This is a genomic window from Kitasatospora sp. NPDC127121 (assembly GCF_042677305.1).
Lineage (GTDB): Bacteria > Actinomycetota > Actinomycetes > Streptomycetales > Streptomycetaceae > Kitasatospora.
Genome location: NZ_JBHXTQ010000158.1, coordinates 1 through 4,468 on the forward strand (window position 1 = coordinate 1; position 4,468 = coordinate 4,468).

Sequence of the window (4,468 nt, forward strand, 5' to 3'; positions counted from 1 at the left end):
GCCCGCCCCTCCCGCCCCCCCCCCCCCCTGGGGGGCGGTTGTAACCCCTGAACCGCGGGGGGGGGGGCCCGCCCCCCCCCCGGGGCCCCCCCCCCACCCGGACCGCACCACCCGCAGTACCGCACCACCCGCAGTACCGCTCGTCAGTACCACCCGAAGACCCCGGGTGGCCGGTCGGCACCCCGTGCCGTCCGGCCGCCCGGCCGGCCCCGGCCGGATCGGCAGGCGCCCACCCCGGACGCGCCGCCGGCCCGGTCGGCCTGGAACGTGCGGCCCGCCCTCCCGCAGTCAGGGCGGGCCGCACCCCCGCGCCGGCGGTCGGGGGACCGCTGCCCGGTCCCCCGACCGCCTCCCCGCCCCCGGCGGTGCGGTCCGGCGGTGCGGCTATCGTGCACAGGTGCACGAGGCGGCCCGGAACACCGGGCACGGCACGTGAGGGGAGTCCCAGGTGATCGGACGGGCGCTGAACGGGCGTTACGAACTCGTCGAGATAATCGGCGTCGGCGGCATGGCCACCGTCTGGCGCGGGCTGGACCACGTGCTGGGCCGTCAGGTGGCCGTCAAGGTCCTCAACGGGGGACTCGCCGACGACCCCCGCTTCGCCGAGCGGTTCAGCCGCGAGGCGCAGCACGCGGCCATGCTGGTGCACCCGAGGATCGTCATGGTCTTCGACTCGGGCGTCGACCAGGGCACGCCGTTCATCGTCATGGAGCTCGTCCACGGCCGTTCGCTCGCCGCCGTGCTGGCGCAGCAGCCGGGCCTGCCGGTGGAACGCGCCGTCGGCATCGCGGCGGCGGTCTGCGAGGCGCTGGCGGTCGCGCACGCGGCCGGGCTGGTCCACCGGGACATCAAACCCGGCAACATCATGATCACCGACGACGGCGGGGTGAAGGTCGTCGACTTCGGCATCGCCCGGGCCGGTTCGTCCAGCAACCTGACCCAGACGGCGAGCGTGCTCGGTACGGCCGCCTACCTGTCGCCCGAGCAGGCCACCGCCTCGCCCCTGGACGGCCGCACCGACCTCTACGCGGTCGGCTGCGTGCTCACCGAAATGCTCACCGGCGAGACGCCGTTCACCGCCGAGACGCCGGTGGCGATCGCCTTCAAGCACGTCAGCGAGCAGCCCCTGCCGCCGTCCTACCGCCGCCCCGGCCTGCCGCCCGCGCTGGACGCGGCCGTGCTGCGCCTGCTCGCCAAGAACCCCGCCGACCGGCCGGCGGACGCCGTCGCGGCGCGGGCCGAACTCCTCTCCACCATCCCCGGGTTGGCGGTCGGCGACCCGACGGCGGAACTCCTCGCCACCGCCGCCGCCACCCAACTGCTGCCGCCCGTACGGCCGGTGAACCCCAACCAGCAGCACACCACCCTGCTCCCGCCGCAGGCCCCGGCCGTCACCTCGCTGATGGCGCCCGTCCCGCAGGCCCCGCCGGCCACTTCGCTGATGGCGCCCGTCCGGCAGGCCCCGCCCGGGGCCGCCGGCCGCAACCGCAACCGCCGCCGCAGGCCCCTCGTCCTCGGCGCGCTGGGCGTGGCCGGACTCGCCGGCGTCACCGCCCTGGCCGTCGCCGCCCTGGACGAGCCCGCCGGCAACGCCGCCGCCCCCGCTCCCGCCAAGCCGCCGGCGGCCACCGCCCCCAGCACCCCGGCTGCCGCGCCCAGCACCCCGGCCCGCGCGTCCACCCCCGCGGCGACCCCGACGCCCACCACCGCGGCCCCCACCACCCCGGTCGGTCTCCCCACGGCCCCCAACCCGGGCATTCCCCGCAACCAGGGGGCGGCCCTCCAGCTCAACGCCTTCCGCCAGGCCGTCGTCCAGACCCCGGTCGGGGGCAAGGAGCACGACCGCCAGGCGGAGCTGCTGCGGATCCTCGACGACGCCTCCGCCCGCCTCAACGAGGGCAATCCGGACGATGCGGCCCAGGAGCTCAAGGACGCCCAGAAGGTGATCCGCGACCTGGCCAAGAAGCACGCCATCGACGGCCCCACCAGCGCCAACTGGAACGCCCGCCTCGGCGCCCTGCTGATCACCCTGCACGCCACGGCCGCCGACAACCAGGACTGGTGACCGCAGGGCCCGAGTTCTGTCCGGCGGGGCGCTTCAGCGTGCGGCCGCGGGCTGCTCGGCCGCCCAGGCGAACCCGTCCGGGTCGGTGAAGGTTCCGGCGGTGCCGCCGATCACGAGCCGGTGCGATCCGCTGCCGTCGGGGGAGACTCCGGCGTCCTTGGCGAGGGCCCGGCGCTTGTACAGCGCGAGCTTGACCGGGCTCGACCCGGTGGCGAACTCGACGTACACCGGGCCGAAGCTCTTCGCCACGGCGAGGCCGCGGTCGACGTAGAACCGCTTGCTCGCGGAGACGTCCGCGACTCCCAGCAGGAGCACGAGCCGGTCGATCCGCCGGGTGGCCGGGCCGGTGTCCTTCTTCGCGGAGGTCGCGATCTTCCAGATCGTCCCGTCCGGGGCCTGGACGACGCCGCCGTAGCCCCAGAGCGACTTCGCGGCGGGCTTGAGGGCGGTGGCGCCGGCGTCGAGGGCGGCGTCGACGAAGCCGTCGACGGTGGCGGGCTGGGACACCGTGAGCGACAGCGTGAACCCGCGGAAGCCGGTGGTCGGCTCCTGCGAGGCCCGCAGGCGCAGCTGCGTGTCCAGGCCGAAGGCGGTGGTGTAGAAGCTGCGGGCGGCCGTGGGGTCGGCGACGTCGAGGATGAGGGAGTCGATGGAAGTCATGTCCTCCACGCTAGGCGCGGCCCGGTGGCCGGGGCTTCTCGAATCCTGACCGGTCCGGGGGCCCGTCGTGCGCGGCGCCGGTAGTCGTCGGGCGGCATGCCGACCAGTTCGGCGAAGCGGGTGCGGAAGGCGTCCGGCGAGGTGCAGCCGACCGCGCGGCGGACCGCGCTGACGCCGAGGCCGCCGCCGCGCAGGAACGCGGCCGCGCGCTCGACGCGACGCGCCGTCAGGTAGCCGTACGGCGAGTCGCCGTAGGCCAGCCGGAACTCGCGGCTGAGCTGCCCGGCCGCCAGGCCGGCGTCGCGCGCGAGCGCCAGGACGTCGAGTGGCCGCGCGTACTCGCGGTCGATCCGGTCCCGGACGCGGCGCAGCCGTGCGAGGTCTTTCAGGCGCTGCGCCGCCGCGCGGGCGCGGGCCCACGAGGGGTGACACACGGGAGGACTCCTCTCACCGGGCCCGACTCCGGCCGTCGCGGCCGTCGCGGTCGTCAGGGACTGCACGGCCCGTACGGTCGGCGCGCGGCCGGACGGCTCAGCGCAGCTGCTGGATGCGGATCAGGTTGCCGGCGGGGTCGCGGAAGGCGCAGTCGCGGATGCCGTACGGCTGCTCGGTCGGTTCCTGGACGACCTCGGCGCCGCCGGCCTGCACCGCCCGGAAGGTGCCGTCGAGGTCCCGGGTGGCCAGCAGGATCCAGCCGTAGGTGCCCTTGGCCATCATCTCGGCGATGGTGCGGCGCTCGTCCTCGGTGACCCCGGGGTCGACGGCCGGCGGCGCCAGGAGGATGGAGGTGTCGGGCCGCCCGGCGGGGCCGACGGTGATCCAGCGCATCTTGCCCTGCCCGACGTCGCCACGGACCTCGAAGCCGAGGACGTCGCGGTAGAAGACCAGGGACGCGTCCGGGTCGTCGTGCGGGAGGACGCTGGTGTGAATGGTGATGTCCATGGCGCCGATGCTAGGTGTGGCCGCGCGGGCGTGCTTCTCGGATCCTGACCGATCGGGCGCGGCCGTCCACAGCCTGTGGACAACGTCACGGCTTGCGGTGGCTCCGGGTCTCGACGTTCGCCCGGATCGCCCGCGACAGCGTCCCCGCCGCCGTGGCGAGGAAGACGAAGGTGTACCCGATCTGCAGGATCACCACGAGGCGGGGCGCCTGTGCGGCCGGGGTGATGTCGCCGTAGCCGACGGTGGCCAGGGTGACGACGGTGAAGTACAGGGCGTCGAGCCGGGTGACCAGCCCATCGAAATCGCCCGGACGGGCGGCCATGACGTAGTAGGTCGCGGCGAAGATGGTCATCGCGAGGAAGATCAGGAAGGACAGCCAGGCCACCGGGCGCTTCGCGTCGCCCCGCAGCACGGCGGTGGTCTTCGCCAGCAGCAGGCCGCTCAGGCCGACCAGCGCGGCGGTGAACACCAGCCAGCTGAGGACGGGGTGGTGGTAGCCGAGCCGGCGCAGGGGGAGAATCCAGTACGCGAGGATCAGCGCGGTGCAGGCGCCCAGCAGCCAGAGCGCGGACCTCGGGTCGACCCGGCCTTGCGGTGGTGGTGGCTGGCTTCCGGACATCGCGTCCAGCCTGCGGCCGCGCCGGGCCGGCCGCGTCCCGGGCTGGGCCGTTCGGGCCGGACCGTCCGGGGGCGGGTCGGCGGGGGCCGCGGCCACCGCCCCCCCCCCCCCCCACAAAATACCGGGCCCGGGGGGCAGCCTGCGGGCGGGCCGGCTCCTGCAGCCCCGCCAGCACCCCCCAG

General features: G+C 75.5%; 5 protein-coding genes. 1 reads left to right on the forward strand and 4 read right to left on the reverse strand.

Going from position 1 to position 4,468, the window contains the following annotated elements; genetic code table 11:
- The first annotated feature begins 448 nt into the window (after positions 1–448).
- The gene (locus ACFVHI_RS37005) at positions 449–2,065 is read left to right on the forward strand and encodes a protein kinase (protein ID WP_380346438.1); all 1,617 of its coding nucleotides are present in this window, start codon (positions 449–451) and stop codon (positions 2,063–2,065) included.
- A 33-nt stretch (positions 2,066–2,098) separates the two neighbouring features.
- Here the strand turns inward: ACFVHI_RS37005 and ACFVHI_RS37010 are convergent, their stop codons facing one another.
- From ACFVHI_RS37010 to ACFVHI_RS37025, 4 genes are all read right to left on the reverse strand, one after another.
- Positions 2,099–2,725, reverse strand: a complete 627-nt coding sequence (locus ACFVHI_RS37010; protein WP_380346440.1) for a glyoxalase — start codon at positions 2,723–2,725, stop codon at positions 2,099–2,101.
- Complete coding sequence (locus ACFVHI_RS37015) at positions 2,722–3,159, reverse strand: helix-turn-helix domain-containing protein (protein ID WP_380346442.1); 438 nt, start codon at positions 3,157–3,159, stop codon at positions 2,722–2,724. The genes ACFVHI_RS37010 and ACFVHI_RS37015 overlap by 4 nt, the downstream gene beginning before the upstream one ends.
- Before the next feature lie 97 nt (positions 3,160–3,256).
- Positions 3,257–3,667 carry a VOC family protein gene (locus ACFVHI_RS37020; protein ID WP_380346444.1) on the reverse strand — a complete coding sequence of 137 codons (411 nt, stop codon included), beginning with the start codon at positions 3,665–3,667 and terminating at the stop codon, positions 3,257–3,259.
- A gap of 85 nt (positions 3,668–3,752) precedes the next feature.
- Positions 3,753–4,286, reverse strand: a complete 534-nt coding sequence (locus ACFVHI_RS37025; RefSeq protein ID WP_079135787.1) for a potassium channel family protein — start codon at positions 4,284–4,286, stop codon at positions 3,753–3,755.
- Positions 4,287–4,468: the final 182 nt, after the last annotated feature.

Bases quoted from the DNA above. Each gene is read 5' to 3' on its own strand.
- ACFVHI_RS37010 (WP_380346440.1), bottom strand. From the start codon at position 2,725: ATGACTTCCATCGACTCCCTCATCCTCGACGTCGCCGACCCCACGGCC.
- ACFVHI_RS37020 (WP_380346444.1), bottom strand. From the start codon at position 3,667: ATGGACATCACCATTCACACCAGCGTCCTCCCGCACGACGACCCGGAC.
- ACFVHI_RS37025 (WP_079135787.1), bottom strand. From the start codon at position 4,286: ATGTCCGGAAGCCAGCCACCACCACCGCAAGGCCGGGTCGACCCGAGG.